Annotated in this window: 1 protein-coding gene; it reads right to left on the bottom strand. The window is 42.1% G+C overall.

The window, feature by feature from the left end; genetic code table 11:
• Positions 1 to 133: 133 nt before the first annotated feature.
• Entirely contained in the window at positions 134 to 1585 is a 1452-nt protein-coding gene (locus ACE3MQ_RS27240) for an IS1182 family transposase (RefSeq protein WP_379398767.1), read from the bottom strand.
• Between the last annotated feature and the right edge of the window lie 116 nt (positions 1586 to 1701).

Here is a 1701-nt window from a genome sequence, read left to right as displayed (position 1 = left end):
TTCGAGGCCACTGAAGAACTCGTAGTTTGACGGAAGCAGTTAAAAACATGAAGTAAAAGACGACCTTCATTTCCCAGTAATAGGGAATGAAAGTCGTCTTTTTTGTTATAAATTCAGCTTTTTATGTCGTTTCTTACTTCATCAACTTCAATATTCTCTTCAAGTTTACAGTAAAGATCGTCATTGCTCCTTGTAATTGCATGCCAGTAAGACCCGAAGATGACGCTACGTCATACCCGTGCCTGTGTTTGAGTTCACTGTTCTTCGCTTCAATCTTGTAGCGTTCTCTAGATTTTGCTTTGAAGTACTCGCTTTCCTGGAACGACATTTGTTCCGTGTGTTCGCCAGATTTAATACTCACCGAGTAGGTCCTACTTTTTGCCCCTTCGGTGTAGCAACCTTCTTTAAACGGGCATCTCTTACATACTTCTACATCGAAGTAATAGGTATTCTTTTGGTTATCGTTAATTCCTTTTTTTCCTGTCCGTGCCTTCCGAATCGCCATATGGCCGGCCTTACACACGTACATGCCTGCATCTTTATTGAATTGGAATTCATCTTCTTTCTTGCGTGCCCCTTGTGTAATGAGCGGATTGAGTTTGGCGATAAGTTCAATTTCATTGCCTTTAGCGTAAACGATGTTGTCTTTTTCAGAGTAAGCTGTATCTCCGATGACAGATTTGATTTCCATACCCGTTGCCTTGCTTTTTTCGATCAGCACCTGCAGTTGCTTGCCGTCATTCTTTTCACCCGTCGTGACAACGGCTGCCGTAATGATTCGTTCCTCGGTCATGGCAAGATGGGTCTTATAGCCAAAGAACGAAGAGTCCGCGCTCTTGTGGCCGACTTTTGCATCCTGGTCTTCTGAGATCCGTAATTGTTGCAGGTCATCGGCGACCGTCTCTTTCAAGAAATTCAATGGTTCTTTAATTTTTGGCAATTCGCAAATACCACCTTCAGCTTCAAGCACAGCAATGAGCTTCTCACAGTAGCTGATCTCTTCCTCAAGTACATTACTCGTATTCTTGACCGGGAACTTGGCTTTCAGTGATTCATCCGCCTGATAGACCGCTTTTCTCAACTTGCGAGAACGATCCAGCAAGATTTCCCGAGGAGATTTCTGGTTGTAACGGGCTTTGGTATGAGTGGCATCGACAATGATGGCTTTGCTTTTAATAATGCCCTTCTCTAGTGCAATTTCAACCGTTTTGCCCACAAGCATGTCAAGTAAATTCAAGTCTTTCAATCGGAGCGTCCGAAACTTAGTTAACGAACTGGCGTCAATCACGGGATCTTCAGGTGCCATATCAAGAAAATATTTAAACGACATGTCGTACTTCGAACGTTCGACAATGTCAATGTCGGACAGCTCAAAAATGGCCTTCAAAAGCAAGTACTTGAACATTCGAATCGGGTCGATCGCATTTCGGCCGTTATCCAGACAGTAGCGCTCTTTCAGTTCTTCATATACAAAAGAGAAGTCAACCAGTTCGTTGATTTGCCGTAACATATTGTCTTTTGGTACCACCAAGTTATAAAGTTCCATATAAGGGCTTAAAATCATAGATTGTTGTTTTTGAATCATCACTTTCACCTACTTGATTTAATACCTTAATTATACAGAGAAAAGGCACAATCTCCTCAAAAAACTTGAGGAGATTGTGCCTTTTTCATATTAAGGACTTTTTCAGTGGCCTCGAT

Source organism: Paenibacillus lentus, from assembly GCF_042714055.1.
GTDB lineage: Bacteria > Bacillota > Bacilli > Paenibacillales > Paenibacillaceae > Fontibacillus > Fontibacillus lentus_A.
The sequence above is the reverse complement of the archived record's forward strand: the minus strand, read 5'-3'. Positions and strand labels throughout refer to the sequence as shown.